This window comes from Leifsonia shinshuensis, assembly GCF_014217625.1.
Taxonomy (GTDB): Bacteria; Actinomycetota; Actinomycetes; order Actinomycetales; family Microbacteriaceae; genus Leifsonia; species Leifsonia shinshuensis_A.
In genome coordinates this window covers 3,031,678-3,058,045 of the sequence record NZ_CP043641.1, presented here as the reverse complement: position 1 = coordinate 3,058,045, position 26,368 = coordinate 3,031,678, and the positions used below count along the sequence as shown (strand labels likewise).

Here is a 26,368-nt window from a genome sequence, read left to right as displayed (position 1 = left end):
CGACCGTGTCCGGCAACCTTCTCGGCTCCCTCAACACCGCCTTCTCCGGCCTCTCCGCCGCCCAGGCCGGCATCGAGGTCACCGGCGACAACATCGCCAACGCGACCACTCCCGGCTATGTCCGCCAGCAGGTCGACCTCCAGGCCGTCGGCGCCCCCGCCCAGGTCGGCCCGTTCGCGCAGGCTCCCGCCGCGGGCCAGGGCGTGCGCGTGGCCGGCGTCGTCCAGCTCGGCTCGGCCCTGCTGGACGCCCAGTCCCGGTCCGCCGGCGCCGCAGCCGGCTACAGCGGAGTGCAGGCCACGGCCCTGAGCGCCCTCGAGTCGACCCTCGGCGAGCCGAGCGGCGACGCCATCTCCGGCTCGCTCTCGAAGTTCTGGTCGGCGTGGCAGGACGTCTCCAACCAGCCGGGCGCGTCCGCGCCGGTCGCCGCCCTCCTCGGCAAGGCGGGCTCCCTGGTCGGCCAGATCGCCACCGCCTACCGGTCCGTCGCGTCGCAGTGGTCGCAGACCCAGCAGGATCTGACCACCACGGCAGCACAGGTGAACTCCGACGCCGCCAAGGTGGCGCAGCTCAACGGGCAGATCCGCTCGGTCGCCGCGTCCGGCGGCGACGTCAACGCGCTCATCACCCAGCGCAGCACCCTCCTGACCGAGCTCGCCTCGCTCTCCGGCGCGGCTGTCGTGAACAACGCCGACCAGACCGTGACCGTCAGCATCGGCGGCGCCAACCTGGTGCAGGGCACGGTCGCCCGGTCGCTGACCGTGACCGGATCGACCACGCTCGAAGGCGCCGCGTCCTCCCCGGCCGCTGTCGAATGGTCCGACGGCGCCGGTCCCGTCTCGCTCAGCTCCGGGAAGCTCGCGGGCGTGCTCTCCCTCCTCGCGCCCGCCACCGCGAACGGCAACGGCGGCGCGATCGCGGAGACCGCGGCGAAGCTCAACACCCTCGCGACCTCGCTCGCCCAGCAGGTGAACGCCGTCAGCGTCACCGGGACCACCTCCAACGGCGCGACGAACGTGGCGTTCTTCGGGATGTCGGCGACCGGCCCGGCGGCGCTCGGTCTGAGCGTGCTCGCGACCGACCCCTCCGGCGTCGCCGTCGCCGCGGCGGGCGCGGGCGCGGCGGACGGCTCCATCGCCGACGCGATCGGCCAGCTCGGCACCGGCCCCGGCGCACCCGACGTCGCCTGGTCGACGGGGGTCATCGCGCTCGGCACCGCGACGAGCAACGCGACGCAGCAGTCCACGCTCGACCAGAGCGCGCAGGCCGCCGCGGCGAACGCCCAGTCCTCGCAGGAGTCGGTCAGCCTGGACGAGGAGAACATGAACCTGATCGCGTACCAGCACGCCTACCAGGGCTCGGCGCGCGTCATGACCGCTCTCGACTCCATCCTCGATCAGCTGATCAACCACACCGGACTCGTCGGATTGGGATAGGCCGCACATGTCATTCCGTGTCACCGAGTCGACGCAGCTCGCGTCGGCCCAGCGCAACCTCCAGCTCAGCGCGCAGAGGCTCAACCAGCTCGACGAGCAGGTCGCCAGCGGGCTCGCCATCAGCAAACCGTCCGATGACCCCGCGGGCGCCGCGACTCTGCTCGACCTGCAGCGGCAGCTCGCGCAGAACGCGCAGTACCAGCGCAACGCCGGGGACGGCACGGCCTGGCTCGCCACGGCCGGCACGGCGCTGACGTCGATGAACGACACCCTCAACCAGGTCCGCGACCTGACGGTGCAGGCCGCCAACACGGCCACCCAGACCCCGACCTCGCGTGCGGCCATCGCCACCCAGCTGCAGTCCCTGAAGCAGACCCTGCTGACGCTGGCGAACACGCAGTACCAGGGCCGCAGCGTCTTCGCCGGCACCTCCGACGCCGGCTCCGCGTTCAACGCCGACTACTCGTTCAACGGGACGGCCGGGTCGTCCGTGAACCGGCGCGTCGGCGCGGACACGACCGTCCGGGTCGACGTCGACGGGTCGGCGGTGCTCGGCTCCGGCTCGTCCTCCGTCTTCGCGCTGATCGACTCGATCGCGAGCGCGGTGAGCAGCGGAGGGAACGTCGGCGGCCAGCTGACCGCGATCGACGCCGTCGCCGCGAACATCCGGGGCGCGGAGGCGACCGTCGGCAGCGCGCAGAATCAGCTCACCGGGGCGACCTCGGCGCTCACCACGCAGGCCACGACGCTGCAGACCTCGCAGAACGGCATCCAGAACGTGGACGCCGCGCATGCCATCCTGGAGATGCAGACGCAGCAGGTCGCCTACCAGACCGCCCTGGCCGTCACCGCGAAAAGCATCCAGCCGACCTTGATGGACTACCTCAGATGACAGTGCAGATCTCCTTCCAGGAACCGCTCGCCGGTCTCGGCGCGTTCACCGAGTACGACTTCGCGCCGCTCGACGGCGCGCGCGACACCTACACGCTCCGGGCGAGCGCGCAACCGGCGATCCGGCTGTTCCTGGTCGACGCGGCTGCCTACCTGCCGGACTACGTGGGCGAGCTCGACCGGCCCGCGAGCCGCGAGTCCGGCGTCTTCCTCGTCGTGACGCCGCACGCCGACGGAGTGACCGCCAACCTCCTCGCGCCCATCTTCATCGACCCGGTCTCGCGCACGGGCGAGCAGGTGATCGCGACGGACGACATCGACCGGGTGCAGGTGCCGCTGCTGCGGACGGCCTGACCGCCGCCCGGCAGGCCAGAAAGACCACACGCCACTCTCGGTTCACCCCGGGAGGGCCAGTATGGTGTACGCAACACGGGCTGTCCTGGGCCCGCCCACCCGAAGTGCGCTTCACGAATGGAACCACGGATGACGACGAACGAGGCCAACGAGCTGACGGCGCAGCTCTGGCGGCAGCGTGAGCTCCTCGAGATGCTGCTCTTCAAGTACGAGGAGGAGCGGCTGCTGCGCACGGCGGGGATGACCCGCTGGCTCGCGCACGCCAACCGGGAGATCGAGGTCGTCACCGGGCGCCTCGGCACGTCCAGCCTCTCGACCGCCGTCGCCATCTCCAGCCTCGGGGAGTCCTGGGGCCTGCCTCCCGGCGCGCTGCTGCGCGACCTGGCCGAGGGCGCGCCGAACGCGATGTGGGCCGAGATCTTCACCGACCACCTGCGCGCGATGGTCGAGGTGATCACCGAGATCCGGGAGGTGCGGGCGCAGACGAGCGCCACCTACCGCGCGAACGGCGAGATCGATCACACCGAGCAGAGCGCCCGGCTGATCGACACCGTCCTCTGACGGCCGGTCGGGCCCGAACGCTCGATCAGGCGGTGACCCGCTGGGTGGCCGTGGCCGGGTGCGCTGTGAACTCCGCGAGCTTCGCGAGATAGGCCGAGCGCTTCGTCCGGGGGTTCCGGTCCGGCAGCGGGAGCACGCCCGCGTCGCGGTCGAAGTGCAGGAGCCAGCCCTCGTGCAGCAGCTTCATCGCCTCGTTCCGCGCCAGCGACACGGCCGCGTGGGTGACGCCGAGCTCGGCGGCCACGTCCTTGACCTGCTGGTCCTCGAAGAAGAGCCGGGTCACGATCAGGTGCAGCCGCTCCGGGAGGGCGTCGACGGCCGCGCGCAGGAAGGTCTCGCGCTCCGACGTCTCCGCCGACTCCTCGGGACCGAGGATCGCAGAGACCAGCTCGTCCGACCGCTCCTCGATCGCCACGGGTCCGGTCGCGGACTCGCGAAGGGTGGCGACGACCGTCGCGCGGTCCACGCCCAGGGAGACGGCCATCTCGTCGATGGTGGGGGTCCGGCCGAGGGTCTGGTAGAGGCCGTCCCGGATCGACAGCGTCTCCTTGATCTTCTTGCGGGTGCCGCGGGAGACCCAGTCCTGCGAGCGGAGCTCGTCCGCCAGGGCGCCTGTGATGCGGGCGCGGGCGTAGGCGCCGAACGGCACGCCGCGGTCGGGGTCGAAGGATCGGGAGGCCTGGAACAGGGCGAACTGCCCTGCGGAGGCCAGCTCATCCCTGTCGAGATGGGTGCCGCGGTTGCAGAGGTCGGAGACGATGTAGCCGACCAGCGGCAGGTGTTCGATGACGAGCTGATCGCGCGAGTGTGTGTTCACGAGTTCCTTCAGTCGTTCGCGGTCCTAGGGCATGGACCACGACGGGTGTCGGCGGGTGTAAATCACGCTCGGGTGCGCACTTCACCTCTGCGCCCGATTAGGGGTAGACGCTTCGGCACTCTTGAAATTAGTAGGCCGACATGCATGCTGTAACGACCCAAGTCGGGTGACAAATAAATGCATTGCAGCGGCGCAGCAATCCGCTATGCTCCGGCCGTCAGCCTGCGGCGGGCTTCGTCGGACACGGCGCCATGGCCTTCATCGCGGCGGCGGCCTGATCCTCCGACCAGGGCAACGGGGTGACGACCTTCGCGCCCTTCTGCACCGCCGGCACCTTCGACACGATGGACGCCAGCCGCTCGGAGACCGCCCGCGCGAAGTCCGCGCCGGGCGTCGAGTCGTTGAGCGCCACGACGATGGTGAGCCCGGAGGACGGGTCCGCGTACATCGCCGAGAGGTAGCCAGGGACGGCCGAGGACCCGCCGCGGAGCGGCCCGGCGACCTGCACGCCGAGTCCGTAGGCCAGCCAGGACGAACCGGCGGCGACCGTCTTCGCCTGCGCGTCCGCCGAGCTGCTGGACAGCAGCGACCCGCTCGCGAGCGCCTGCGCGAACACCTTGAGATCCGCGACGTTCGAGACCACACCCGCCGCCGTCCAGCCCATCGAGGGCGACAGCGCGGTGATGTCCTGAGGCTTGTCGCACACCGGCGCCCCGTTCGCGTCGAGCGGGGCGGCATAGCCGGCGGGATGCGGGCCGGGCACGGTGAGGACGCTGTTGTCGGGAAGCACGCTCGCCGACATCCCGAGCCGGCCGAACACGTAGCTCTGATAGAGCTGCTCCCAGTTGCGGCCTGCCGCGTTCTGCAGCGCCATCCCGAGCAGCAGCGCGTTCGTCTGGGACGCGCCGTACTTCTCGCCCGGGTTGCCCGTGCGCGCCATGGCGACGCCGTCGCTCACCAGCTCCAGCGGCGGCCAGTAGCGCTGCGGGTTCGCCAGGAACTCACTGTGCAGGGCCGACGCGTAGTCGCCGAACCCGGAAGTGTTCTGGCACAGCTCACGCAGCGTCACGCCGCCCACGCCGACCAGCCCCGGCACCCACTTGGAGACCGGATCGTCGAGCTCCACGACGCGCTCGTCGACCAGCTCCAGGAGCACGGTGCACGTCATCGCGGTCGTGAGCTGTCCCGCGCGGAAGGTCATGGCGGGCGACACCGGCACGGACCCGCCGCGCTCCGTCGTCCCGATCGCCGCCGTCCAGCTCCCCGCCCACGGCGCCCACACGCCGACGAGCGCGGCCGATCCGCCGGAGAGCGCGATCGCGTCCGTCACCGCGGTCTTCAACTGCGTCACGGTGGCCGGAGGGAGGGCGCCCTGCACCTGCGGCGGGAAGTCCGGGTTCGCCGCGGTGCCGCCGCACGCGGCGAGCGTCAGGGCCACGGCTGCGGCGGACGCGGCGAAGACCATCCTGCGGAGACCGGTCGCTCGTCCCATCGCATCCCCCCCGACGCCTCTGGCCGCCCCGCCGCGCGGCTGTGTCCGCCGGGGTGCCCTGTGGCAGCGATTGTAGCCCGCGCGGTAGTCCGCGCCGAGTCCCCCGATCCGTGTCCAATCCGATCCGCCGCCCGCCACGAATCCCTGGATGAGGCGCGCACGCCGCGCGCCGTCTTCCAAGGAGGAACGACACATGCGCACATCACCGAACCGCCTCGTCGCCACCATCTTCGGCGCGGTCTACCTGCTCGTCGGCTTGCTCGGCTTCGCCTTCACCGGCGGCGTCGGCTTCGTGGCCACCCAGGGCGGTCTGATCCTCGGCATCTTCGAGGTCAACCCGCTGCACAACGTCGCCCACCTGCTGATCGGCGCGGCGCTGCTCATCGCCGGCCTCACCAGGCTCGCGGCGGCGAAGGCCGTCAACATCACCGTCGGGGCGGTCTACCTGCTCCTCGGCATCGTCGGCTTCTTCCTCGTGGGCACCGGCGCCAACATCCTGGCGCTGAACACTCCCGACCACTTCCTCCACTTGGTGAGCGCGATCGTGCTCCTCGGTGTCGGTCTCGGCGCCGAGCGGACTGTGCGCGCCACTTCGGCGACCGTCTGACCGGCTGGGCCACGGCGCTTCCCATGAGCAGGATGAAGGGGTCAGCCCCGGTCGCCCCGGCGACCAGGGCATTCCTCGCCGTGGCCGCGCTGGGGGCCGGGCTGCTTCACGCGGCACTGGCCCCCAGCGCACCTCCCGCGCTGCTCGCGCTGCTCGTGGCGGTCGCCGCCACCGAGCTGACCTGGGCGGTGCTCACGCTGGCCCGCGAGCGGCCTCCCCTGTTCGGCCTGATCCCGGCGCTGGCTCTGGCGCCGCTCGGGATCTGGGCCGCGCTCGCCACGGCCGGCGCCACGGCGACGTCGGGCACGGTGCTCACGCTTCCCTTCCTGCCGATGGGCGTGGCATCGCTGCTCGACGTCGCCGTCGCGGCGGTCGCCGCGGTCGTGCTGCGGCGCGGCCGGCCCGCGCGCCCGGGGAGCGGCGCGCTGCGGTTCGTCACGGTGCTCGCGCTCAGCGCGTGCGCCGTCTGCGCGGTGACCATCCCGGCGCTCGGCGCGACCGACGCCGGAGTGGCCGCGGTGACGGTGCACCACCACCACTGAGCGCGCTGCCGGGCCTCAGCGGCTCAGCTCCGGCGGCTCAGCTCCGGCGGCTCACCTGGCGGCTCAGCTCCGGCGGCTCAGCGCGAACGACGCGTTCCCGAACCGCACGATCGACCCGGGATCGACTTCGTGCCGCGTGTTCGGGTCGCACGCGAAGGTGCCCTCGCCCGGGTAGGTGATGGTGGTGCCGTTCGCGGAGCCGAGGTCCATCACCCAGAAGATCCCGTCGTATTGCCCGAACGCGAGGTGCGCGCGGGAGACCGACTTGGCATCGTCCGCCACGGTGACGAGCTGGACATGCGCGGGGTCGTCCATCTCCGTCCCGGGGGTGTGGGAGGCCGGGTTGCGCCCGATCACACCGTTGCCGGAGGTCTCGACGTGCTGCCCGTCACTCAGATCCAGGGCGAACATGACCGCCATCGGCGTCTCCTCTCGTCGGCGCACCCGAAAGCGCCCCGCCCAGCATGCCATGACGAGGGCCGCACCCCCTAGGGATCGGCCAGGAGCCCGCGGGCGTCACTCGGCCGCGACCGGGACCCGCATCGACCGGGCGTCGCGCATGAACCGCTCGACGTCCGGGTCCACCGTGATGTCGCTCGGCCGCAGCGGCCGGGTCAGGTAGAGGCCCTCCAGGCTGGTGATCCTGCTGAGCGCGACGTAGGTCTGCCCGGACGTGAACGCGCGCGTGCCGAGGTCCACGATCGCCGCGTCGTAGGTCTTGCCCTGCGACTTGTGGATGGTGACCGCCCACGCCAGCCGCAGCGGGAACTGCGTGAACTCGGCGACCACGTCCTTCGTCAGCTTCTTGGTCTCGGGGGAGTAGCTGTAGCGGTACTTCTCCCAGATCGCCGGCTCGACCTCGTGCACCTGGCCGTCGACCTCCACGTAGACGTTGGAGTCGATGCGCGTCACGGTGCCGATCGTGCCGTTCACCCAGCGCGGCCCGTCGCCCTGGCCGACGTCGTTGCGCAGGAACATCACCTGCGCGCCGACCTTCAGCTCCAGCACCTCCTCGGCCGGGTAGTTGCGGCCGCCGAAGTCGCCGCTCACCTCGGCTTTGGCTGTCAGCGGGCGGCCGGGCAGGCGCTCCAGCGCCTGGGCGTTGATGCGGTTCACGGTGTCGTTGCGGGTCGCGAGGGTGATCGTCCCGTCCCGCGGCGCCGGCCGGGCCCCGACCTCGTTCAGCCGGTCTGCGATCTCCTTCGTCACCTGCCCGTGCCGGACGGCGTTGAGCATGTACCGGAAATCGGACTCGTGCTGCCGGTGCACCTGCAGCAGCTCCACGATCTGGAGGTCGGCCTCCCGCCACACCTTCGCGTCGAAGAACCACATCGAGCGGTAGGTGTCGGCGAAGTAGGCGCGCTCCTCGTGGTCGCCCGGCACGGGCGCGAGCTGGTACGGGTCGCCGAACAGCACGATCTGGACGCCGCCGAACACCTCCTTCGGCCGCTGCCTGGCCTGGCGGAGGCTGCGGTCGACCGCGTCCATGAGATCGGCGTTCACCATCGAGACCTCGTCGATGACGAGCGTGTCGATGCTGTTGAGGAGCTTGCGCAGCTCGCTGGTCTGGTCGATGTCGTGGTCCGCGATCACCCCGATCGGCAGCTTGAACAGCGAGTGGATGGTCTGACCGCCGACGTTGAGCGCGGCGACGCCGGTCGGGGCGGCGATGACGATCGACTTCTCGGTGTTCCACGACAGGTGGTTGAGCAGCGTGGACTTGCCGGTGCCGGCCCTGCCCGTCACGAACACGTGGTCGTGCGTGTGCTCGATCAGCTCGAACACCGCCCGCTGCTCGGGCGAGAGCGAGAGTCCGCCCATCCGGATCCCTTCCCTCGCGCGACCTGCCGGACTACTCTAACCCCGCGCGGAGCGCCAGGGCGGCTTATCCACAGGCCCATAGGATGACAGCTATGGGTGGGGACGGCAGAGTCGGCGGGCTGCGCCCGCTGCTGCTCTGGACGGGCGTCGGCGTCCTTCTCGTCGCCGCCTTCCTCGCCGCGCTGGGCGCCGTCCAGCGCGCGTTCTACAGCCCGGAGGGCTTCGTCTCCGCGTACGTCGGAGCGCTCGCCTCCCACGACCTGACCGGTGCGCTGGCCATGCCGGGGGCCGCACCGACGAAGCAGGCTCTCGCCGCGGCGGGACTCCCCGCGAACGCCTCCGCCGAGCTGCTGCGCTCCGACCTCCTGCCGAGCTACGGCGACACCCGCGTCCTCTCCGACACCTCCGGTCCGGGCGGACGGCGCACGGTCACCGTGCGGGTCGTCGCCGACGGCCACCCGCTCACCGCCGCGTTCGAGGTCCGCCAGACCGGCGCGATCCTCGGCCTGCTGCCGACCTGGGAGTTCGCCCGCACCCCCGTCGGCGTCGCGCACATCACCGTCGCGCACGCCCAGACCTTCACCGTCGGCGGCCGCACCGTGAGCCCGCGGGCGGCCGATCCGTCGCAGCCGGCGAGCGCCTTCAGCGTGAGCGCTGGATATCTGGTGCCCGCACCGTCGCTCTACGTGCTGGGCCACTCCGACCGGTACACGCGGGCCGCTCCGGTGGACGTCGCGCCCGCGCCGGCCGCCACCGTGGACGCGACGGTCGACGCGCAGCCGAACGACGCGTTCACCGCGGCCGTGAAGAAGGAGCTGAACGGCTTCCTGGACGAGTGCGCGAAGCAGCAGGTCCTCCAGCCCGCGGGCTGCCCGTTCGGCGTCGTCATCGACGACCGGGTCCAGGGCGTCCCGACCTGGACGATGAAGCAGTACCCCGAGGTGCACCTCGTTCCCGGCGAGAGCTCCTGGACGATGTCGCAGGCGGTCGGGATCGCCCACCTCTCGGTCACGGTCCAGTCGATCTTCGACGGCAGCGTCGAGCACCGCGAGTCCGACGAGAAGTTCGCGGTGTCGCTCACCAGCGTGACCATCCGCCCCGACGGGTCACTCGACATCGTCGTCGGCCAGTAGCCTCCGCAACATTCGTCACGAATCGTGCCTTCGCCCTCGTGAAAACCGCGATTCGTCACGAATGTGCGAGCCGCTAGTGCTGCGCACTCCCGTCGCGCGCAGCGAGCCGCGCGAGCTGCTCGTTGTACGCCTTGAGCTCGGCGTCGCCCGTGCGGTCGGCGTTGCGGTCCTGCCGCTTCGTCTCGCGCTCGTCGCTGCGGCTCCACTGGATCGCCACCACGATCGCCAGGATGACCGTCGGGATCTCGCCGACGCTCCACGCGATCCCACCGCCGGTCTGCTGGTCGACCAGCGGGGTCGCGCCCCACGTCCGCCCCATCGCGCCGAACCAGTCGGCGAGCAGGAGGCCGTTCATCTGCATGATCGACAGCCCGAAGAACGCGTGGAACGCCATGGTGCCGAGCAGCAGCAGGAGCCGGAACGGGTACGGCAGCCGGTACTTGACCGGGTCGATGCCGATCAGCGACTGGACGAACAGGTAGCCGGTGATCAGGAAGTGCACGACCATCCACTCGTGCCCGATGTGGTCGGTCGTCGCCCAGCGGATCAGCGGAGTGTAGTAGAACGCCCACAGCGAGCCCGCGAAGAGCCCTGCGGCGACGAGCGGGTGGGAGATGATCGCGGCGAACCGGGAGTGCACCGCGAGCAGAATCCACTCGCGTCCGCCGCGGGTGCCGTCCTGCCGTTTGCGGATCGCCCGGGCGGCGAGCGTCACGGGCGCGCCGGGGACGAGCAGCAGCGGCACCGCCATGGTCAGGACCATGTGCGCCGACATGTGCGCCGAGAACAGGTACTTCTCGTAGACGTTCACGCCGCCGTTGGTGATGTAGAAGAGCAGGGCGATGCCGAGCACCCAGAGCACCGTGCGGTAGATCGGCCACTTGTCGCCGCGCTTGTGCAGCCTCCACACTCCGGCGAGGTAGAAGAACAGCGCGAAGCCGCAGCCGAGCACCCAGAGGAGGTCGAAGTTCCACGTCGTGAACAGCCGGCCCCAGGTGAGCTCAGGGGGGAGCTTTTCGCCGGTGAGTATCTCCGCCGGCGTCGGCGTCGCGGCCCGGGTCTGGGGCACCGGGGTCACCGTGCGGGCGAGCGCCGCGGCCACACCGGACGCGACGCCCATGAAGGCCAGCTCGGCGGTCACGATCCACCAGAACGTCCGGCCTTCGCCGAGCCGCTTCAGCCGGTCGATGAGGACCCGGCGCTGCATGAGCCCGAACAGCCCGAGCACGACGAGCGCGGCGACCTTGACCAGCACCAGGATGCCGTACGGCGTCGCGAGCTCGGCCAGCGTCCCGACGCGCAGCTCGGCGTTCACGTAGCCCGACGTCGCCACGACGATGAAGCAGATCAGCGCGATGCTGGAGTACCGCTCCAGCACCGTCACCAGCCGGCCGTCGCCGAGGGTCCGCTTGATGACGATGAGGGTGAGGAGGCCGCCCAGCCAGATCGCGGCGAACAGCACGTGCAGGCCGAAGGAGGTCACCGCGGCGTCGTGGCCCGCCGCCTCGGAGCTGTGGCCCTGCTGCGCCATGGGCACGACAGCGGCCATCGCCAGCAGCGTGACGAAGACGATCGCCGTCTGGTTGCGCACCGCGAAGCACAGCACGGTGACGGCCGCGGCGATCAGCGTGATGCCGAGCCACGCCTGCCCGAGCGACACGCTGGTGATGAACGAGCTCAGCCCGTTGGTGAAGGTCTGGTCGAGCGACCACGGCACGTTGGCGACGCTGACGAAGGTGAACAGGCCGGTGATCGCGGAGGCGACGGTCATGATCGCCGCGCACGCGGCGGCGAAGTCGAGGGCGGTGCCGTACTCGTCCTTGTCCGCCCTGAAGGCGAAGCAGGCGAGGACCAGGGCGCCCACGGTGCCGGAGAGGCTGAGGTTGACGACGAGGGTCGAGATCGGGAGGCCCCAGCGCACCAGCGCCCCGGGGTCGAGCAGCAGGGGCGCTGCGGCCCCTCCGCCGAAGGCGAGCGCCGCGACGACGGAGACGAGAGCGGCCGCCAGGAGCACGGCGGGTCCGATCACGCGGAGAAGTCTGGGCACCCGTCAAGCCTACGTCTCCGCTGCTGGATGCCTGCCCACAGCGCAGGGCCGCCGATCCCTGTCGGCATAACGGAACGGGGGCGGCGCCGCTGTTCGCGACGCCGCCCCGTGGAGCCTGTGCAGGCTGTTACTTGACGGCAGCCTTGAGCTTCGAGCCAGCGGTCAGCTTGACGCGGTGGCCGGCCGGGATCGAGATCTCCGCGCCGGTCTGCGGGTTGCGGCCGGTGCGAGCGGCGGTCTCGGTGCGCTCGGCGGCGAGCCAGCCCGGGATGGTGACCTTGCCGCCACCCTTGACGGTCTCGCTGATCGTGGCGAAGAACGCGTCGACGACGCTCGAGACGGTGGCCTGGCTCTGACCCGACGCCGCGGCGACGGCAGCAACGAGCTCGGTCTTGTTCAGGTTGTCAGCCATTGAGTGTCCTCCTCGGACCTTGTGCTGGTAGTTCAGCTGTCTTGTGGAACGGTTGAGGCCACAGGGGGCCGTAACGTTTGGTCGGTTGACCGCCTCGAATGTATCAGAATCCCCCCGAATCTCGCGGATTCTCGCGGATTTTTCGCCTGTTGCCAGGGCGTGTCCAGGCCCGGGGACGACGAAGGGGCGCCCGGCCGATGCCGGACGCCCCTCCAAAGGGTGTCGTGCGCTGCTGTGTCAGCAGCCGACGCTGGGTCTTACCAGCTCGACTTGGTGATGCCGGGCAGCTCGCCTCGGTGCGCCATGTCGCGGAAGCGGACACGCGAGATGCCGAACTTGCTGAGGTTTCCGCGGGGACGGCCGTCCACCGCGTCGCGGTTGCGCACGCGGATGGGGGAGGCGTCGCGGGGGAGCTTCTGCAGGCCGACGCGGGCGGCCTCACGCGACTCGTCGGTGCCGTTCGGGTCGACGAGCTGCTTCTTCAGCTCGGCGCGCTTTGCGGCGTAGCGCTCGACGATGACCTTGCGCTGCTCGTTCTTGGCGATCTTGGACGTCTTGGCCATTGTTTAGCGCTCCTCTCGGAAGTCGACGTGCTTGCGCACGATGGGGTCGTACTTCTTGAGCACGAGACGGTCGGGGTCGTTGCGACGGTTCTTCTTGGTCACGTAGGTGTAACCGGTGCCCGCCGTCGAACGGAGCTTGATGATCGGACGAATGTCCTGCTGCTTCGCCATTGTTAGATCTTCTCCCCACGGGCCAGGAGGTCCTTCACCACGGACTCGATGCCACGGGCGTCGATGACCTTGATGCCCTTGGCGCTCAGCGTCAGGGTGACGTTACGACGAAGAGACGGAACGTAGTACGTCTTCTTCTGGATGTTCGGGTCGAACCGGCGCTTCGTGCGACGGTGCGAGTGCGAGATGTTGTGACCGAAGCCGGGGGTGGCTCCTGTCACCTGGCACACTGCTGCCATTGCTTTCTTCTCCAATACCGTGATGCGTCCGCATCACCCAAGGTCACTTGTCGGCGCACGACTTCCCACGTTTTCAGGTGTGGGGTTTCGTACACGGCTAACGGAGTGGGAGGAGCCCACTCAGCCAAAGATCTATGGTACGGCACGGGGGTGCGTGGGGACAAATCGCGGTGGCGCTTCCCGCGGCCGGATTCCCATGTATACTTTAGATGCCAACCCGCTCCTCCACGTGAGGGCGGGTCTTTTCTTTGCCCGCACTCACCAGCCGACCGGCTTCCTCAGGTGTCCGATAGCATCCGGGAACTGCGCCGCGCGGTAGTCCTCAGCCGTCAATCGTCGCCACCAGTGCCGCCCGACCCCATCGTCGTGCCGGCCTTTCAGGGCGCCGGCCGTCGGATTGGTCGACGGATTCACCGTCCCAACCGGAACATGGCTGCGCGCCATGCGCAACGGCAGTTCCAGATCGGAGTCGTTGGTGACGACGATGGCGGCGTCGACCACCCCGACCAGGACGTCGAAGAGAAGATGCGACGCCACATTGACGTCAGACCCTTTCTCCTCGCGCTTCCGAACCGTCGCCATCACTGCGCTCGACGCCTGCTCCGGCGACATCGGAGTAGTGCGCAACGGCAGTCGCGCGTCCCACGTCTCATCCGAGTGCACGTAGACCGACGGCCGGAACGTTCCCACCACCTCGTTGACCAAAGGCTCTCGCTTCGCCCACGAGACGTACCGCCCCTCCGCGATGACATCCACGCTCCCCGCCTCGCTCAGCGCCTCGAGGTAGATCGCCTGATCGACGCTCCCCGTCGCGTTGTCCGCCGCATCGACCCTCGCCGTGCAGTAGACGATGCGAGAGATCTCCGAGTCGCTCCACTTGGCGAGCGGCGCCACCAGCTTTCGCAGGTCGAGCCACCGCCATCCCGGCGTTCCGCGGCCGCAATGCTTCCGCGCGCCGTAGTACAGATTGAAACCGTCCACATAGACACCGACACGCATCTGTCGATCCTAGTGGTTACATTTCAGGCTTCCGCAGCCGCCTTCGCCGTGCACCCCGCGCACAGCCCGAACACGTCCACCACATGCTGCGCCTGCGTGAACCCGTGCGACGCTGCCGCCGCGCGCGCCCACTGCTCGACCTCGTCCGCCTCGATCTCCACCGTCAGGCCGCACTTGCGGCAGATCAGGTGGTGGTGGTGGCCGGTGGTGCACGCGCGGTAGAGGCTCTCGCCCTCCGGCGACTGCAGGGAGTCCGCATCGCCTTCCGCCGCCAGGTCGGCGAGCGCGCGGTAGACCGTCGCGAGGCCGATCGGGGAGCCCGTCTCGTGCAGCGTCAGGTGGAGTCCCTGCGCGCTGATGAAGCCCTCCGTCGAGGACAGGGCCTCGCGGACGGCCTCCCGCTGCCAGGTGTTGCGCTTCACTGTTCCAGGCTAGCCTCTCTGGCTCACGAGTCGCCGGGAACCCCGGGCGCCCACGAGCCGGCAGACCACGTAGATCAGGAACGAGATCGTCGTCACGTACGGGCTGATCGGCAGGGAGCTGCCGAGCGCCAGGAGGATGCCGCCGACCACCGAGAGGAGGGCGAAGCCCACGCTCAGCAGCGGCACGGCCAGCGGCGAGGACGAGATGCGCATCGCCGCCGCGGCGGGCGTCACCAGCAGCGACAGCACCAGGAGGGCGCCGACGATCTGCACCGACACCGCGACCGCGAGGCCCAGCAGCACCATGAAGGCGAGCGCGACGAAGCGGGTCGGGACGCCGCGGGAGGCCGCCACGTCGGCGTCCAGGCTGTCGAACATGAGCGGGCGCCACATCAGCAGGAGGGCGATCAGCACGATCGCGCCGATGACGAGCAGCGAGCCGAGCTGGGGGTCGTCGACCGAGACGATCTGGCCGGTGAGGAGGCCGAATTTGTTGGCGCTGCGCCCGGGATAGAGCGCGAGCGCCAGGATCCCGAGACCCAAGCCGAACGGCATCAGCACCGCGATGATCGAGTTGCGGTCCCGCGCCTTCGCCCCGAGCAGGCCGATCAGGATGGCCGCGATCAGCGAGCCGACGAGCGACCCGGCGACCACGTTCACGCCGAACAGCAGCGCCACCGCCGCTCCCGCGAACGAGAGCTCGCTGATCCCGTGCACCGCGAACGCCATGTCCCGCTGCATCACGAAGACGCCGATCAGACCGCCCACGACGCCCAGCACCGCGCCCGCGAAGATCGAGTTGCGCACCAGCGCCAGCAGCTCGCCGTAGTCGGTGAAGTTGAAGAGTTGCGACCAGAGATCGTTCATGCCGCCGGCTCCGGGTGCGCGCTGCGGGTGTGGTCGTGGTGCGAGTGGGTCTCCGCGTCCGGGATGCCGACGACGACGATGCGCCCGCGGCTCCGGATGACGTCCACTGGCGTCCCGTACAGGTCGGTGAGCACGTCGCTGCGCAGCACCTCGTCCGGTGTTCCAGTGCGGAACCGGCCGCCGGCCAGGTAGAGGACGCGATCGACCATCCCGAGCACCGGATTCACGTCGTGCGTGACGAAGACGACGGCGCTGCCGTGCTCGCGCCTGCGGCGGTCGATGAGCTCGCTCACCCCGCGCTGGTGCTGGAGGTCGAGCGACAGCAGCGGCTCGTCGCACAGCAGCAGGGTCGGATCGCCGGCGAGCGCCTGCGCGACCCGCAGTCGCTGCTGCTCGCCGCCGGACAGCGAGCCGACCGCGGTGTCCGCGTAGCGGCGGGCGCCGACGGAGTCGATCAGCTGCTCCACCTGCGCGCGGTCGGCGCGGTTCGGGATCGGGAGGCCCCAGCGGTGCCCGTTGACGCCGAGCGCGACGAGGTCGCGGGCGCGCATCGGTGTGCCGGCCGGGATGAGCTTCTGCTGCGGGATGTACCCGATGCGCCGATCCCCGCGGCGGACCGCGTGGCCGTCGAGCACGATGCTGCCGGAGTCCAGCGACTGCTGGCCGAGGATCGTCTTCAGGAGGCTGGTCTTGCCGGAGCCGTTCGGCCCGAGCACCGCGACGAACTCGCCGGCGTGGACATCCAGGTCGAGTCCGCTCCACAGCGTGCGGTCGCCGAACCCGAGGGCGGCGTCGCGGAGGCTGAGCACGACATCGCGCTCGGCCGGCGCGGCCACGCGCTCGATCGGCTCGCTCACTTGGCCAGCGCCGCTCCGACGGCGTCGATGTTCGCGTTCATCCAGCCAACGTAGTCCTTGCCCTTCGGCAGGGTCTCGGTGACCGGCACGACGGGGATGCCTGCGGCCGCAGCCGCTGCCTGGACACGCGCGGTCTCCGGCCCGCTGGTCTGCTCGTTGTACGCGAGCAGCTTCACCTGGTGACCGCTGAACAGCGCGAGCGTCTGCTGTAGCACGAGCGGGGACACGTCCGTGCCCTCCTCGATCGCCGCGCTGAACTTCGCGGGCGTCTTGTTGACCAGCCCGCTGGCCTCCAGCAGGTAGAGCGGAACGGGCTCCGTGATCGCGACACCCTCGCCCGCGTACTTCGACTTCAGCTCGGCCTCCCGGTTCTGGAGGGCGGCGAGCTTGCCGGAGAAGGCCGCGGCGTTCTTGGCGAAGGTGGCCTTCTGCGCCGGGTCGGCCTTCGACAGCGCGTCGGTCAGGGCTGTCGTGAACTTCTGCACGGTGGGGAAGTCGTACCAGACGTGTTCGTTGAGGTCGCCGCCCGCGGCCTTCTTGCCCGAGATGTCGACTACGTTCAGCACAGTGGCCTTCGTGTTCTTCGAACCCGTGCGGAGGGTGTCCATGAAGTCGTCGTATCCACCGCCGTTCTCGATGAGGATGTCTGCCTTGGAGACCGCGAGCTGGCTCTGCGCGCTCGCCTCGAACGAGTGCGGATCCTGGGCGGGGTCGGACATGAGGGAGGTGACCTCGACTGCGCTGCCGGCGATGGTGGAGGCGATGTCGCCGTAGACGTTGGTGCTGGCGACGACGCGGACCTTGCCGTCGTCGGCGGAGGAGCCGGCCGAGCAGCCGGTCAGCGCGGCGACGGTCGCGGCGGCCAGGGCGAGGGCGAAGACGGAACGCTTCTGCATGGGGACCTGTCTAATTCGTGGGTGTCCCACGAATGTATCCCTAATTGAGAACGATTGTCAAAATCAACTACACGATCAGTCCAGCAGCAGCGCGGGCTCCTCGATGATGGAGGCCACATCGGCCAGGAACCGCGAGGCGACATCCCCGTCCACCACGCGGTGGTCGAACGAGGCGCCCACGGTCGTGACGTAGCGCGGGCGCACCTCGCCGTCGACGACCCACGGCTTCTGCTTGATCGTGCCGAGCGCGACGATGCCGACCTCGCCCGGGTTCAGGATCGGCGTGCCGGTGTCCATCCCGAACACGCCGATGTTCGTGATGGTGATCGTGCCGCCGGCCATGTCGGACGGGGGAGTCTTGCCCTCGCGCGCGACCAGGGTCAGCTCCTCGAGCGCCTTGGCGAGCTCGAGCAGAGACATGCCCTGCGCCTCCTTGACGTTCGGGACGATGAGCCCGCGCGGCGTCGCGGCGGCGATGCCGAGGTTCACATAATGCCGGACGATGATCTCCTCGTCGGTCCACGTGGAGTTCACGGTGGGGTTGCGGCGCACGGCCCAGATGATCGCCTTCGCCACGATGAGCAGGGGCGACACCTTGACTCCGACGAAGTCGGGCGAGGTCTTGAGGCGCTTGACGAACTCCATCGTGCGCGAGGCGTCGACGTCCACGAACAGGCTGACGTGCGGGGCGCTGAACGCGCTGGTGGTCATCGCGTTCGCGATCGCCTTGCGCACGCCCTTGACCGGGATGCGGTCCTCGCGGTCGTCCGGCCAGGCGGGGGTCTGGATGTTGCGGAACACGCTCGCCTGGGTGGCCTCCCGGAGCACGTCCTCCCGGGTGATGTCGCCGATCGGGCCGGTGGGGGTGACGAGCGCGAGGTCGACGCCGAGGTCCTTCGCCAGCTTGCGGATCGGGGGCTTGGCGATCACCGGGGCGCTGCCGACGGGGGAGGCGCCGGCCGGGGCGGACGAGGTAGGAGCGACGGCGGGCGCCGGGGCGGGGGAGGCGGCAGGCGCAGGAGTCGCAGCAGCGGCAGGCGCTGCCGGCGTGAACGTCACCGGGATGGCCGCGGTGCCCGGGTGCGTCACCCGGCGACGGCGGCTGGTCCCGTGACCCGCGGCGCCGTACCCGACGAGCACGGCGCCCGCCTTCGGCTCGTCCGCCTCGTGCGACACGCTCTGCGCGGCGTCGGCCTCGGCCTCCGCCACCTCGCTGACCGGCTCGGCCGGGGCGGCGGGAGCGGACGCACCGGCGGTGACGGTGATGATCGGGGTGCCGACCTCCACCGTCTGGCCCTCGGAGACCAGCAGCTCGCCGACGGTCCCCTCGAACGGCGACGGCAGCTCCACGAGCGACTTGGCCGTCTCGATCTCCACGATCACCTGGTTGACCGCGACCGGCTCACCGGGCGCGACCTTCCACGAGACGATCTCGGCCTCGGTCAGACCCTCGCCGACGTCGGGCAGCAGGAACTGGGACTCGCTCATGTGCGGCTTCTTTCGTTCGGCGCGGGCTCAGTAGGCGAGCGCGCGGTCGACGGCTTCGAGGATGCGGTCGGCGTCGGGGAGGTAGATGCCCTCCAGCTTCGCCGGCGGGAACGGGGTGTCGAAGCCGGCGACGCGGAGCACGGGCGACTCCAGCGAGTAGAACGCCTTCTCGGCGACCACCGCGGCGACCTCGGAAGCGACGGACACGGTGCCGGGAGCCTCCTGCGCGACGATGAGACGCCCGGTCTTCTGCACCGACTGGAGCACGGGCGCGTAGTCGATGGGCGCGAGCGAGCGGAGGTCGACGACCTCGAGGCTGCGGCCCTCCTCGGCGGCGACCTCGGCGGCGCGCAGCGCGACGGGCACCATGCCCGCCCACGCCACGATCGTCGCGTCCGTTCCGGTGCAGACCACGCGGCTGGCGTGCAGCGGCACCGGGTTCTCCTCGGTGTCGACGTCGCCCTTCGGCCAGTAGCGGCTCATCGGCTCGAAGAAGATCACCGGGTCGTCGGAGGCGATGGCCTCCTGGATCATCCAGTACGCGTCGTTCGGAGTCGAGGGCGCGACGATCCGCAGGCCGGCGGTGTGCGCGAAGTACGCCTCCGGCGCCTCCTGGTGGTGCTCGACGGCGCCGATGTGGCCGCCGTGCGGGATGCGAATGACGACCGGCATCGACAACGCGCCGCCGTGCCGGTTGGTCAGCTTGGCGAGCTGCGTCGTGATCTGGTCGAAGCCGGGGAAGACGAAGCCGTTGAACTGGATCTCCACCACCGGGCGGTAGCCGCGCATCGCCAGGCCGATGGCCGAGCCGATGATCCCGGCCTCCGCGAGGGGAGTGTCGAGCACGCGCTTCGCGCCGAACTCGGCCTGCAGGCCCTCGGTGACGCGGAAGACGCCGCCGAGCGGGCCGATGTCCTCGCCCATGAGCAGGACCTTCGGGTCCGCGGCGAGCGCACGGCGGAGGCCGGCGTTGAGCGCCTTCACCATCGGCATCGACTGGATGCGCGGGCCGGCGGGCTCGGCAGGCGCGGGCGCCTCAGCCTCGAGAGCTGTGGCCTGCGGCTCCCCGACCTCCGACTCGGCGTCGATCGCCTCGGCCTGCTCCGGAACCGTCTCGTTCTCGACCACGAACTCGCGCGTCCACTCCTGCTCGGCCACGTGCTCCTCCAGCACGAGGGAACCGGGCTCGCTCTCCACGATCTCGACGACATCGATGGCCTGCGTGTCGTCGAACGGTTCGTCGTGCCCGGCGCTGGCGGCGTCCGGCGTCTCGTCCTCCATCAGCTCGGCCTCCACGTATCCGGTCTCGCCTCTCAGGTCGCTCATGCGTCACCTCCGAACGACGCTTCGTACTCCTGCAGCCAGCGCCGCTGCTCGTCCATCACGGGATGGGGCTCACTGTAGACGTTGTCGAACATGCTCTCGATCGGCGGGACGTCCAGCGCCAGCGTGCGGCGGCGCACATCGGCTGCCAGGTCGGCCGCCTCCTCCTGCGCCGCGTCGAAGAACGCCTGGCCGACGCCCTGGTTCTCCAGGAAGGCCCGGAACCGCAGGATCGGGTCGCGCTCTGCCCAGTACGCAACCTCGTCGTCGGTGCGGTACTTGGTGGGGTCGTCGCTCGACGTGTGCGCGCCCATCCGGTACGTGAGCGCCTCGATCATGCTGGGGCCTTCGCCGTTGCGCGCGTCGTCGAGGTGCTTCGCGGTCACCGCGTAGGCGGCGAGCACGTCGTTGCCGTCGAGCTGCACGCCCGGGATGCCGAAGCCGCTCGACCGCAGGTAGAGCGGGGTGCGCGACTGAGTGGTCACCGGCACGGAGATGGCCCAGTGGTTGTTCTGCAGGAAGAAGACCTGCGGGGTCTGGTAACTGGCGGCGAAGACGAACGCCTCGCTGACGTCGCCCTGGCTGGTCGCTCCGTCGCCGAAGTAGGCGATCACGGCCTCGTCCGCGTCCGGGTTCCCGGTGCCGACCTTGCCGTCGAGCTTGACGCCCATCGCGTAGCCGGTCGCGTGCAGCGTGTGCGAGCCGATGACCAGTGTGTAGAGGTGGAAGCCGTTCACCGCAGGGTCGGTCGGGTCCCAGCCGCCGTGCGTGGTGCCGCGCAGCAGGCCCATGATGCCGACCGGGTCTATGCCGCGGATCATGCCGACCACGTGCTCGCGGTACGACGGGAACAGGTTGTCCTGCGGCTTGGCCGCGCGGGCGGAGCCGACCTGGGCGCCCTCCTGGCCGCGGCTCGGCACCCACAGGCCGAGCTGGCCCTGGCGCTGGAGGTTGGCCCCCTCGTTGTCGACGGCACGCACGCGGACCATGTCGCGGTAGAAGGTGCGGTAGTCCTCCTCGCCGAGTCGCTCGAGGTAGGGGAGGTACTCGCCGGCCGGGTCGCTCGGCTGGAACCGGCCGTCTGCGGTCAGCAGCTGGACGGTGTTCGCCGGGCGCGGGGTATCGTTCGTCGCAACCACCGTTCTAACCTAACCGCTTGCCGGGGTGGCCATTTGGTAGGTTCCGCACAAGATCGGCGGCGACCTCCAGGAGTTTGTCCACAGATTCCTGCTCCCCGATGCTGATCCGGATGCCCTCCGGCGGGAACGCCCGCACGGTCAGCCCCGCATCGAAGAACGCGTCGTTGGCGGCCGCGGTCTCCTCGCCGGTGACCAGCCAGACGAAATTGCCGTTGGCCTCCGGGACGTTCCAGCCCTGCTCGATCAGCGCGTTCCGCAGCTTGTCGCGCCGCATGGCGATGCGGGCGACCCGCTCCATGAGCTCGTCCTCTGCGTCGATGGACGCGAGCGCCGCGACCCGGGAGGCGTCGGTGACCGACAGCGGGATGGCCGCCGAGCGTGCCGCGTTCAGGACGGCAGCCGGGCCGACCGCGTAGCCGATGCGGAGCGCGGCGAGGCCGTAGGCCTTCGAGAACGTGCGCAGCACCACGAGGTTGGGGTAGCGCGAGAGCAGCGGGATGCCGTCCACCGAGGCGTCGTCCGTGACGAACTCGTAGTAGGCCTCGTCCAGCAGCACGAGGAGGTCGCGGGGGACGGACGCCATGAACGTCTCGAACTCCGCCGCCGTCACGACCGGGCCGGTCGGGTTGTTGGGCGTGCAGACGATCGCGACGCGCGTGCGGTCGGTCACTGCGGCCGCCATCGCCGGGAGGTCGTGCCCGCCGTCCGGACGGTTCGGCACCTGCACACTGGTCGCGCCCGCCACAGTGACCAGGCCCGGGTAGGCCTCGAACGACCGCCACGAGTAGACGACCTCGTCGCCGACACCGGCCGCAGCTGAGATGAGCTGCGCGAGCAGCGCGACGGAGCCACTGCCCAGGTGCACCTGGTCGACCTCCACGCCGTGCCGCTCGGCCAGCCGCTCACGGAGATCGGCGCCGCCCGCGTTGGGGTAGCGGTTGAGCTCGCTGAGCGTCCCGGCCACGGCCTCCACGACGGAGGGGAGCGGAGGATAGGGGTTCTCGTTGCTGGACAGCTTGTAACCGTCCGCCGGCGCCGGGCGCCCCTGCTTGTAGGCGGGGACCGCCACGATCTCGGGCCGCAGCCGCACGCCGTGCGCGTCTTCGTCAGTCACAGACCCAACTTAGTCGCGGGCGCATACCCGCGGGAGCATTCCTCCCTATTGGAGGCGACGGCGCTGGAGGGTGAGGCGGATGGAGGAGTTGAGGAAGGCGAGGCCGATGAAGAGGCCGCAGACTTCGCCGACGACAGCGACGACGTCGTGCGAGCCGGGCACAGGGAAGATCAGCCCGATCAGCTCGCCGGCAGTGTAGATCGCACCCAGGACCCACCCGGCCGGCGGGCGGGCGGTCAAGCGCCACCATGGCCGCGGCGGGACGATGGGCTCGTCCGGCCCGCGGAAGGACCTGGCGAGCGCGATGATCGCGAACGGCCAGAGGACGTTGCTGATCAGGCCGACCGCAGTCGGAGACACGACGAGTCCCACCAGACGGACCACCGTGGGCCAGACAATGAGAAGCCCGGCGATGAACGCGAACTTGTGCAACGGACGCATCACCCGCAGCGGCCTCCACTGCAGCGGCGGGTACGCCGTCTTCCCGGACTGAGTGGGCAGAGACCCCGGTGTGACCTGGCCGTCATCGTTGAGCACGCGCCGACTCTAGCGGCGAGCCCTTACCTCCCGCGCCTCCCGTTTGGGAGGATGTGGCCATGCGATTCCTGCTCAAGGTGATCATCAACGCGCTGGCCCTGTGGCTCACGACGCTCATCGTCAGCGGCGTCACCGTCGTCCCGTACGCACCGGGCACTACGGCGACCGTCCTGACCTACCTGCTCATCGCGCTCATCTTCGGCGTGGTCAACGCCATCGTGGGCACGGCGATCCGGATCGTCGCCTTCCCGCTCTACATCCTGACGCTCGGGCTCATCTCGTTCATCGTGAACGGGCTGCTGCTGCTCCTGGTGTCGTGGATCAGCGGCCTGATGGGCTTCGGCCTCCACGTCGCCGGGTTCTGGTGGGGCGTCCTCGGCGCGCTGGTGCTCGGCATCATCGCGTGGCTCATCGGCCTGATCTTCCGGCCGCTCACCCGGCGCGCGTAGCCCGGCGGCGAGTGCGGGAGAATAGAGGCGAATCCACCACGCCGATCCCGCGAGGAGCCCCATGACCGCCCTGCCTCCCCAGCCGCTCAGCCCTCTGGACGGCCGCTACCGGTCCGCGGTGCTCGGCCTCGGCGACCACCTGTCGGAGGCCGGCCTCAATCGCGCGCGCGTCCAGGTCGAGGTGGAGTGGCTGATCTACCTGACCGGCCACCGGATGTTCGGCTCCTCCCCGCTCACCGACGAGCAGGTCGGCCAGCTGCGCGCCCTGGCCGACGACTTCGGCCAGCCGGAGATCGACCGGCTCGCCGAGCTGGAGGCCACCACCAAGCACGACGTGAAGGCCGTCGAATACCTGGTCCGCGAGCGCCTGCACGCGCTCGGCCTCGACCACATCGCCGAGCTCACCCACTTCGCCGCGACCAGCGAGGACATCAACAACCTCTCCTACGCGCTCACCGTCAGCGCCGCGGTCGCCCAGGTCTGGCTGCCCGCGTTCCGCGCCGTGATCGCCGAACTGCGCGCACAGGCGGTGCAGTACCGCGGCGACGCGATGCTCGCCCGCACGCACGGCCAGCCGGCGACGCCGACGACCATGGGCAAGGAGCTCGCCGTCTTCGTGCACCGCCTCGACCGCATCCGGAAGCAAGTGGAGGCCACCGAGTACCTCGGCAAGTTCAGCGGCGCGACCGGCACGTTCGCCGCGCACCTGGTCGCAGACCCGGAGGCCGACTGGCCCCGTATCTCCCAGGAGTTCGTGGAGAGCCTCGGCCTCGACTGGAACCCGCTGACCACGCAGATCGAGTCGCACGACTGGCAGGCGGAGCTGTACTCCCGCATCTCGCACGCCAACCGCGTCCTCCACAACCTGTGCACGGACGTCTGGACGTACATCTCGATGGGCTACTTCCGGCAGACCCCGGAGCCCGGCGCGACCGGCTCCTCGACGATGCCGCACAAGGTCAACCCGATCCGCTTCGAGAACGCGGAGGCCAACCTGGAGCTGTCCAGCGCCGTCCTCGACTCGCTCGCGTCCACGCTGGTGACCAGCCGCCTGCAGCGCGACCTGACGGACTCCACCACGCAGCGCAACATCGGCGTCGGTCTCGGCCACTCGCTCCTCGCACTCGACAACATCCAGCGCGGCCTGGCCCAGATCTCCCTCGACCGGGACGCCCTCGCGACCGACCTCGACCTCAATTGGGAGGTGCTGGCGGAGGCCATCCAGACGGTGATCCGCGCGGAGGTCACTGCCGGCCGCTCCACGATCTCGGACCCGTACGCGCTGCTCAAGGAACTGACCCGCGGCAAGCGCGTGGACCACGAGGCGCTGACGGCGTTCGTCGACGGACTGGAGATCGGTCAGGCGGCCAAGAACCGTCTGCTGGCGCTCACGCCCGCGGGGTATGTCGGACTCGCGTCGGAGCTGGTCGACTGCCTCTGACGGGCAGGGCCGCGGCGGGTCGAGGATCCGCGGCGGCCTCCGCGCGCGGCGGCTCACAGCCCGCGGGCTCAGCACCCGGCAGGGCCACCACCAGCGGCGGGCTCAGTGCCCCCGGGGCGTCCCGTCCTCGCCGCGGCGCTCGTCGCGCTCGGCCGGGGTGGCCGGCTTCGCGGCGTCGTGGTGCCCGGCGGCCTTCTCCTGGGCCTCCACATCCTGCTCGTGGATGTCCTCCACCTCGGCCGCGTTCGGCTTGAAGGCGAGGGCGAACAGCGCCATCAGCACGAGCGACAGGATGAACGCGATCCCGAGGGCGACGCCGGCGAGGATGAACTCGCGCGTCGCGATGAGGACGATGAGGCCGACGAACACGCCCAGGCCCGCGGAGATGCCGAGCAGCTCGGCGGGGAGGAAGCGGTCACGGCGGGTCGGCTGGAGGCTGTTGGTCACGCTGGGGTCTTTCTTGTCGCGCTTGGTCACGATCCGCTCTCCGTCCGGCGTGCGGTCGCGGCGGTCCGGGCCGCCGATCGCAGGGACGCCGCCCCGATGCCCTGGAAGACACCGACGATCACGGCCCAGGCGCCGAACAGGCCGATGGCGAGCACGGCGTCGGCCGGGACGAACAGGAGCACCAGCGCCAGGATCGCGGTGAGCGCTCCGGTGATGAGCCAGTCGCGCGCCGCCGCGTCGCTCCGGCGCTCGCGCACGCCGCTGTAGAGCTCGAGGATGCCGGTGAGCGCGGCCCACACAGTCACGACGTAGAGGAACAGGCCCAGTCCGCTGGTGTTGAGGGCGATGGCGAGCGCACCGGCGAGGATGCCGATGCAGCCCTGGACGGCGAAGAGGGTGCGGGTGATCCCCTTCGAGGCGAAGAGGAGGCTGAGGACGCTGGTCGCGAGGCCGTCCGCGACCGCGAAGACGCCGAAGACGATGAGGCCGAACTGCGGGGTGTGCGCGTCGCGGGTGAAGGTGACGACGGCGGCCGCGGCGAGCGCGACGATCGCGCGCACGGCGGGGACGACCCAATAACGGCTCGAGTTCGGATCGCCCTGATTCTGGGGAACGGCGGGTGCCACTCGGCGACCTCTCTCAGTCAGGTTTCGTTGCCCAGTCTAGTCGCGGGCTACCTGCGCGTTTGCCGCGCGGCGGCCTCCGCCTGGCTCCTGAACCCTCAGAGATCGGCCGCGCGACGGCGCGCGGAGAGCGGCCGTCTGTCAGGCCACCACGGCGAGGTCGTCGCCGTCGGGACGCGCCCAGGCGACGATCCCGGCGATGGCGCCGACGACGAGCACGAACGCGCCGGTCGGCAGCACGGTCGCGCTGATCGGGTGGTGCCAGCTCAGCGCGATGAGGACGCCGGCCGCGGCCCCGAAGACCGTGACGATCGAGAAGGTCGCAGAGACGACGCGCGCGACGCCGGTCTGGAACAGCGAGCGGAGGCCGAGCGCCACCGCCAGGATGATCCAGGTGACGGCAAGCGGGGCGACGACGACCGCCCCGAAGTCATCGCTCAGCAGGACGCCCGGCACGACGTACACGATGGTCGCCGCGAGCAGGAGGAGTGCGCCGACCCCGGAGAAGCCCGCAAGCCGCCCGTGCTCGGACCGCATCCGGGCGACAGGCTCGACCAAGGAGGGCCAGGTGAAGGCGAGGGCGAACGACACCACCGCGAGCGCGACGGGACCTGCGCCCTGCAGCAACGGGATGAGGATGGTGTTCACCCTCCCATTTGACGGTGTTCGGCGGGCGTGCG

Annotated in this window: 31 protein-coding genes; 9 read left to right on the top strand and 22 right to left on the bottom strand. The window is 70.3% G+C overall.

Annotated features, from left to right (window positions below; genetic code table 11):
- The first annotated feature begins 5 nt into the window (after nucleotides 1-5).
- The 4 genes from flgK (at nucleotide 6) to F1C12_RS14845 (ending at nucleotide 3,242) form a co-directional block, all read left to right on the top strand.
- A complete protein-coding gene (gene flgK / locus F1C12_RS14860) occupies nucleotides 6-1,436 on the top strand; it encodes a flagellar hook-associated protein FlgK (RefSeq protein ID WP_185275689.1) in 1,431 nt (476 codons plus the stop codon).
- A 7-nt stretch (nucleotides 1,437-1,443) separates the two neighbouring features.
- Nucleotides 1,444-2,328, top strand: a complete 885-nt coding sequence (gene flgL / locus F1C12_RS14855; protein ID WP_185275688.1) for a flagellar hook-associated protein FlgL — start codon at nucleotides 1,444-1,446, stop codon at nucleotides 2,326-2,328.
- On the top strand, nucleotides 2,325-2,681 hold the full coding sequence (locus tag F1C12_RS14850) for a flagellar assembly protein FliW (protein WP_185275687.1): 357 nt from the start codon (nucleotides 2,325-2,327) through the stop codon (nucleotides 2,679-2,681). The genes flgL and F1C12_RS14850 overlap by 4 nt, the downstream gene beginning before the upstream one ends.
- 129 nt (nucleotides 2,682-2,810) lie before the next feature.
- On the top strand, nucleotides 2,811-3,242 hold the full coding sequence (locus F1C12_RS14845) for a flagellar protein FlgN (RefSeq protein ID WP_185275686.1): 432 nt from the start codon (nucleotides 2,811-2,813) through the stop codon (nucleotides 3,240-3,242).
- Between the two features lie 25 nt (nucleotides 3,243-3,267).
- Here the strand turns inward: F1C12_RS14845 and F1C12_RS14840 are convergent, their stop codons facing one another.
- Together F1C12_RS14840 and F1C12_RS14835 are read right to left on the bottom strand one after the other, a co-directional pair.
- A complete protein-coding gene (locus F1C12_RS14840; RefSeq protein WP_185275685.1) occupies nucleotides 3,268-4,059 on the bottom strand; it encodes a sigma-70 family RNA polymerase sigma factor in 792 nt (263 codons plus the stop codon).
- 217 nt (nucleotides 4,060-4,276) lie between these two features.
- On the bottom strand, nucleotides 4,277-5,551 hold the full coding sequence (locus F1C12_RS14835; protein WP_185275684.1) for a serine hydrolase domain-containing protein: 1,275 nt from the start codon (nucleotides 5,549-5,551) through the stop codon (nucleotides 4,277-4,279).
- Nucleotides 5,552-5,744: 193 nt separating this feature from the next.
- On the opposite strand from F1C12_RS14835, the gene F1C12_RS14830 reads away from it, so the two are divergent.
- Nucleotides 5,745-6,158 (top strand): DUF4383 domain-containing protein, encoded by a 414-nt coding sequence (locus F1C12_RS14830; protein ID WP_185275683.1) that lies wholly within the window; start codon nucleotides 5,745-5,747, stop codon nucleotides 6,156-6,158.
- A gap of 23 nt (nucleotides 6,159-6,181) precedes the next feature.
- The gene (locus tag F1C12_RS14825; protein WP_258045921.1) at nucleotides 6,182-6,700 is read left to right on the top strand and encodes a hypothetical protein; all 519 of its coding nucleotides are present in this window, start codon (nucleotides 6,182-6,184) and stop codon (nucleotides 6,698-6,700) included.
- Between the two features lie 63 nt (nucleotides 6,701-6,763).
- Here F1C12_RS14825 and F1C12_RS14820 read toward each other — a convergent pair whose 3' ends face one another.
- Together F1C12_RS14820 and F1C12_RS14815 are read right to left on the bottom strand one after the other, a co-directional pair.
- On the bottom strand, nucleotides 6,764-7,120 hold the full coding sequence (locus F1C12_RS14820) for an FHA domain-containing protein (protein ID WP_185275682.1): 357 nt from the start codon (nucleotides 7,118-7,120) through the stop codon (nucleotides 6,764-6,766).
- A 96-nt stretch (nucleotides 7,121-7,216) separates the two neighbouring features.
- Complete coding sequence (locus F1C12_RS14815) at nucleotides 7,217-8,521, bottom strand: ATP-dependent DNA helicase (protein ID WP_185275681.1); 1,305 nt, start codon at nucleotides 8,519-8,521, stop codon at nucleotides 7,217-7,219.
- Between the two features lie 92 nt (nucleotides 8,522-8,613).
- Between F1C12_RS14815 and F1C12_RS14810 the strand changes: the two genes are divergently transcribed.
- On the top strand, nucleotides 8,614-9,654 hold the full coding sequence (locus F1C12_RS14810; protein WP_185275680.1) for a hypothetical protein: 1,041 nt from the start codon (nucleotides 8,614-8,616) through the stop codon (nucleotides 9,652-9,654).
- A gap of 73 nt (nucleotides 9,655-9,727) precedes the next feature.
- On the opposite strand, the gene F1C12_RS14805 is transcribed toward F1C12_RS14810, so the two are convergent.
- The 15 genes from F1C12_RS14805 to F1C12_RS14735 all read right to left on the bottom strand — a co-directional run bounded on the left by F1C12_RS14805 (nucleotide 9,728) and on the right by F1C12_RS14735 (nucleotide 22,728).
- Nucleotides 9,728-11,701: a cytochrome c oxidase assembly protein gene (locus tag F1C12_RS14805; protein ID WP_185275679.1), complete on the bottom strand. Its 1,974-nt coding sequence runs from the start codon at nucleotides 11,699-11,701 to the stop codon at nucleotides 9,728-9,730.
- A 127-nt stretch (nucleotides 11,702-11,828) separates the two neighbouring features.
- Nucleotides 11,829-12,113 carry an HU family DNA-binding protein gene (locus F1C12_RS14800; protein WP_308457987.1) on the bottom strand — a complete coding sequence of 95 codons (285 nt, stop codon included), beginning with the start codon at nucleotides 12,111-12,113 and terminating at the stop codon, nucleotides 11,829-11,831.
- 257 nt (nucleotides 12,114-12,370) lie between these two features.
- Nucleotides 12,371-12,676 carry a 30S ribosomal protein S14 gene (gene rpsN, locus F1C12_RS14795; RefSeq protein ID WP_185275678.1) on the bottom strand — a complete coding sequence of 102 codons (306 nt, stop codon included), beginning with the start codon at nucleotides 12,674-12,676 and terminating at the stop codon, nucleotides 12,371-12,373.
- Between the two features lie 3 nt (nucleotides 12,677-12,679).
- Entirely contained in the window at nucleotides 12,680-12,847 is a 168-nt protein-coding gene (gene rpmG / locus F1C12_RS14790; protein ID WP_055922173.1) for a 50S ribosomal protein L33, read from the bottom strand.
- Nucleotides 12,848-12,849: 2 nt separating this feature from the next.
- Nucleotides 12,850-13,086, bottom strand: a complete 237-nt coding sequence (rpmB, locus tag F1C12_RS14785) for a 50S ribosomal protein L28 (protein WP_047561095.1) — start codon at nucleotides 13,084-13,086, stop codon at nucleotides 12,850-12,852.
- A 258-nt stretch (nucleotides 13,087-13,344) separates the two neighbouring features.
- Nucleotides 13,345-14,085 (bottom strand): NYN domain-containing protein, encoded by a 741-nt coding sequence (locus F1C12_RS14780; RefSeq protein WP_185275677.1) that lies wholly within the window; start codon nucleotides 14,083-14,085, stop codon nucleotides 13,345-13,347.
- Between the two features lie 23 nt (nucleotides 14,086-14,108).
- Nucleotides 14,109-14,507 carry a Fur family transcriptional regulator gene (locus tag F1C12_RS14775; protein ID WP_185275676.1) on the bottom strand — a complete coding sequence of 133 codons (399 nt, stop codon included), beginning with the start codon at nucleotides 14,505-14,507 and terminating at the stop codon, nucleotides 14,109-14,111.
- 9 nt (nucleotides 14,508-14,516) lie between these two features.
- On the bottom strand, nucleotides 14,517-15,374 hold the full coding sequence (locus F1C12_RS14770) for a metal ABC transporter permease (RefSeq protein ID WP_185275675.1): 858 nt from the start codon (nucleotides 15,372-15,374) through the stop codon (nucleotides 14,517-14,519).
- The gene (locus F1C12_RS14765) at nucleotides 15,371-16,231 is read right to left on the bottom strand and encodes a metal ABC transporter ATP-binding protein (RefSeq protein WP_185275674.1); all 861 of its coding nucleotides are present in this window, start codon (nucleotides 16,229-16,231) and stop codon (nucleotides 15,371-15,373) included. Before F1C12_RS14765 ends, F1C12_RS14770 begins: the two co-directional genes overlap by 4 nt.
- Complete coding sequence (locus F1C12_RS14760; protein WP_185275673.1) at nucleotides 16,228-17,127, bottom strand: metal ABC transporter solute-binding protein, Zn/Mn family; 900 nt, start codon at nucleotides 17,125-17,127, stop codon at nucleotides 16,228-16,230. Before F1C12_RS14760 ends, F1C12_RS14765 begins: the two co-directional genes overlap by 4 nt.
- A 75-nt stretch (nucleotides 17,128-17,202) precedes the next feature.
- Complete coding sequence (locus F1C12_RS14755) at nucleotides 17,203-18,615, bottom strand: dihydrolipoamide acetyltransferase family protein (RefSeq protein ID WP_185275672.1); 1,413 nt, start codon at nucleotides 18,613-18,615, stop codon at nucleotides 17,203-17,205.
- Between the two features lie 27 nt (nucleotides 18,616-18,642).
- A complete protein-coding gene (locus F1C12_RS14750) occupies nucleotides 18,643-19,608 on the bottom strand; it encodes an alpha-ketoacid dehydrogenase subunit beta (RefSeq protein WP_185278983.1) in 966 nt (321 codons plus the stop codon).
- Nucleotides 19,609-19,937: 329 nt separating this feature from the next.
- Nucleotides 19,938-21,077 carry a thiamine pyrophosphate-dependent dehydrogenase E1 component subunit alpha gene (locus F1C12_RS14745; protein WP_185275671.1) on the bottom strand — a complete coding sequence of 380 codons (1,140 nt, stop codon included), beginning with the start codon at nucleotides 21,075-21,077 and terminating at the stop codon, nucleotides 19,938-19,940.
- A gap of 4 nt (nucleotides 21,078-21,081) precedes the next feature.
- The gene (locus F1C12_RS14740) at nucleotides 21,082-22,191 is read right to left on the bottom strand and encodes a pyridoxal phosphate-dependent aminotransferase (RefSeq protein ID WP_258045920.1); all 1,110 of its coding nucleotides are present in this window, start codon (nucleotides 22,189-22,191) and stop codon (nucleotides 21,082-21,084) included.
- A gap of 45 nt (nucleotides 22,192-22,236) precedes the next feature.
- A complete protein-coding gene (locus F1C12_RS14735) occupies nucleotides 22,237-22,728 on the bottom strand; it encodes a hypothetical protein (RefSeq protein WP_258045919.1) in 492 nt (163 codons plus the stop codon).
- Nucleotides 22,729-22,787: 59 nt separating this feature from the next.
- Here F1C12_RS14735 and F1C12_RS14730 point away from each other — a divergent pair, with 59 nt between their 5' ends.
- Together F1C12_RS14730 and purB are read left to right on the top strand one after the other, a co-directional pair.
- Nucleotides 22,788-23,177 (top strand): phage holin family protein, encoded by a 390-nt coding sequence (locus F1C12_RS14730; RefSeq protein WP_185275670.1) that lies wholly within the window; start codon nucleotides 22,788-22,790, stop codon nucleotides 23,175-23,177.
- 61 nt (nucleotides 23,178-23,238) lie between these two features.
- On the top strand, nucleotides 23,239-24,618 hold the full coding sequence (gene purB, locus F1C12_RS14725; RefSeq protein ID WP_185275669.1) for an adenylosuccinate lyase: 1,380 nt from the start codon (nucleotides 23,239-23,241) through the stop codon (nucleotides 24,616-24,618).
- Nucleotides 24,619-24,720: 102 nt separating this feature from the next.
- Here purB and F1C12_RS14720 read toward each other — a convergent pair whose 3' ends face one another.
- The 3 genes from F1C12_RS14720 to F1C12_RS14710 form a co-directional block, all read right to left on the bottom strand.
- Nucleotides 24,721-25,095 (bottom strand): hypothetical protein, encoded by a 375-nt coding sequence (locus tag F1C12_RS14720; RefSeq protein WP_258045918.1) that lies wholly within the window; start codon nucleotides 25,093-25,095, stop codon nucleotides 24,721-24,723.
- Complete coding sequence (locus F1C12_RS14715) at nucleotides 25,092-25,691, bottom strand: HdeD family acid-resistance protein (protein WP_185275668.1); 600 nt, start codon at nucleotides 25,689-25,691, stop codon at nucleotides 25,092-25,094. Before F1C12_RS14715 ends, F1C12_RS14720 begins: the two co-directional genes overlap by 4 nt.
- A 138-nt stretch (nucleotides 25,692-25,829) precedes the next feature.
- The gene (locus F1C12_RS14710; RefSeq protein ID WP_185275667.1) at nucleotides 25,830-26,336 is read right to left on the bottom strand and encodes a hypothetical protein; all 507 of its coding nucleotides are present in this window, start codon (nucleotides 26,334-26,336) and stop codon (nucleotides 25,830-25,832) included.
- Nucleotides 26,337-26,368: the final 32 nt, after the last annotated feature.